This window comes from Arhodomonas sp. KWT (genome assembly GCF_010993615.1).
Genome location: NZ_WNXE01000275.1, coordinates 1 through 2,733 on the forward strand (window position 1 = coordinate 1; position 2,733 = coordinate 2,733).

The 2,733-nt window shown below is 70.2% G+C and carries 1 protein-coding gene; it reads left to right on the forward strand.

Annotated elements, in window-relative coordinates; all coding sequences use genetic code 11:
* The first annotated feature begins 187 nt into the window (after positions 1-187).
* A complete protein-coding gene (locus G7A99_RS17770) occupies positions 188-2,557 on the forward strand; it encodes a mechanosensitive ion channel domain-containing protein (RefSeq protein WP_163142680.1) in 2,370 nt (789 codons plus the stop codon).
* The last annotated feature ends 176 nt before the right edge of the window (positions 2,558-2,733 follow it).

A 2,733-nucleotide genomic window follows, 5' to 3' on the forward strand; every position in this document is an offset into this window, starting at 1 on the left:
GAGGGTTCGAATCCCTCTCTCTCCGCCAGATATGAAGCCCGGCAGGGTCTGCCACCCCTGCCGGGCTTTTTTCGTTTCCGCCCGCTGTCGCGTCCCGGGTGCCGCCGTGACTAACCCGTCCCGGATTAGTACCTTGGCGGGGCGGTCCGTGTGGCGGGCGCGGCCTTCGGCAGGGAAGGGGATAACGGTGAGAACAGGACTGCGCTGGTTTCGTGACGTCGTACTGCTCCTCGTGCTGGCACTCGCTGCCGCTACCGCCGCCGCTCAGACGGGCGCCGTCCCGGCCGGTGGTGGTGCGGCGTCCGCGGAGAACGGGGGCCGGCCGGACTACGCGGCGCTCGCGGATATGCTCGAGGACAAGCAGGCCCGCGAGCAGCTGATCGGCGAGCTGCGCCGTCTGGCCCGCAAACAGCAGGATGAGGGCGGCTCGCAGGGCGGGGAAGAGGGCGAGTCCGGTGCTATCGCGCCGGACAGCCCGGTCGCGCGTATACGTTCGCTGCCGCAGCGCGTCGCCTCGGTCACCGAGACCGCGGTGCATGGCGTGATCGAGCGTGTCTCCAGCGCCGCCACCGCCGTTGCCGCCGCTGCGGCCGCACTCTGGCGGCCGGGTCGGGATTACGGCGAGCTGCTTCGCGGCGTGCTGCCCTTTGCGGGCCTGGTGGTGGCGACCTTCGTCATCTTCTCCGTGCTTCGCCGGCTCGCGGCCCCGCTGTACCGGCGCGTCGCGTCGTGGGCGGCGGCGGGCTACCGGCGTCACCCCGGCCGGGCACTGACCGGCGTGGTCGTGGGCGTGGTGGTCGACGCGTTGACCATCGTCGCAGCGGCGGTCGCCGCCTACGTCATTGCGTTGTCGCTGCCGGGTGGAGGCACCCGGCTTCCCCACTGGGCGGCGCTGTTCGTCAACGCCTTCATCGTGGTCGAAGGGCTGCGGGTGGTGGTGCGCGCGGTCCTCTCGCCGCGTTTCGACGGCCTGCGGCCGGTGCCGCTGGCCACGGAGCAGGCGCGCTACGTCTACGTGCGCGCGGGCCGGGTCATCGCCTGGCTCGGCTACGGTCTGCTGCTGGCCCTGCCGCTGGCGAACCGTCACGCCACGGTGGCGGAGACGGAGCGTACGGTGGGACTCGTCGTCATGGCGGTGGGTTACATGTACGTGCTGGTGCTCGTGTTCCGGCACCGGCGCTCGGTCGGCGGCGTGATTCAGCGCGCAGCGGCCCACGCGCGTACCGGCCCGGGACGGGCCCTGCTGGGCGGGCTGGCCCGGACCTGGCATCTGATCGCCGCCGTCTATGCCACGGTGCTGTTCGTGGGCGGTCAGGTCGATCCGGCGGGGACCCTGGCCTTCGTGGTGCGTGCCACGGGCATGAGCCTCGCGATGGCACTGGCGGGACTGCTGGCGGCGGACGGACTGGGCCGGCTCAAGCGCCGGCATATCCGACTGCCGGAGGACTGGCAGCGGCGCATGCCGATGCTGGAGCATCGCCTGAACGCCTACGTGCCCGCGATGGTGAGCGCTGCCCGCGGGGTGGTGACGTTCATCGTGGCCCTGGGGGTGCTGGATGCATGGTCGGTGATGGATATCGGCGCGTGGTTCGACTCGCCGTTCGGCCTCGCCGTGATCCAGGTGGCGGTCCGTGTGGCGATCACACTGCTCATCGCCGCGGCGGTATGGGTGGCCATCGCCAGCGTCATCGAGCATCGCATGAGTCCGGAGACCGGGACCGGCGAGCCCAGCGCGCGGGAGAAGACCCTGCTGGCACTGTTCAGCAACGCGGCGGTGATCGCCATCGTGGCGATGACGGTGATGATCACGCTCTCCCAGATCGGTATCAACATCGGTCCGTTGCTGGCCGGCGCCGGTGTGCTCGGTCTCGCCATCGGCTTCGGTGCCCAGAAGCTGGTCCAGGACATTATCACCGGTGTGTTCATCCAGCTCGAAAACGCCATGAACACCGGGGACGTGGTGACGATCTCGGGGGTGACGGGCACGGTCGAGAAGCTCACCGTGCGCTCGGTGGGGGTGCGCGACCTCGCCGGCACATACCACCTGATCCCGTTCTCGTCGGTGGATAATGTCGCCAACTACATGCGCGGCTTCGCCTATCACATGGGCGAGTACGGCATCGCCTACCGCGAGGACATCGACGAGGCCATCGCCTCGCTGCGCTCGGCGTTCGAGGAGCTGCGCAGCGATGCCACGCTGGGCCCGGAGATCCTGGAGGACGTGGAGATCGACGGCGTCACCGCGCTCGCCGACAGCTCGGTGAATATCCGCGTACGCATTCGCACCACGCCGGGCAACCAGTGGGCGGTGGGACGCGCCTACAACCGCCTGGTCAAGCGCCACTTCGACCATGCCGGCATTGAGATCCCGTTCCCGCACATGACGATGTACTTCGGCCAGGACAAGGACGGCTCCGCGCCGCCGGCGAACGTGGTGCTCGGCGAGACCTCGACCGTCACGCGGCGGGACACCCGCCAGGACACACCGGCGGAGAACCGCCCCGAGGACCTCGGCACGAGCACCTCCGGGCCGGATGCGCCCGGGGACGGACGCTGACGCCGCGCCGACGATGGCTCAGCGGTGGCGCGCGGGGCCCTCGCGGAGGGCGTCGCGGGCCTCCCGGGCCTCCGGATCGTGGGGCAGGCGGCGGGGCCTGGCGAGCCACTCACGGCCGCGGAGCATGAGGTTGAAGTAGATGCCGGGCATCCATTTCTCCTTGAGCATCCACATGC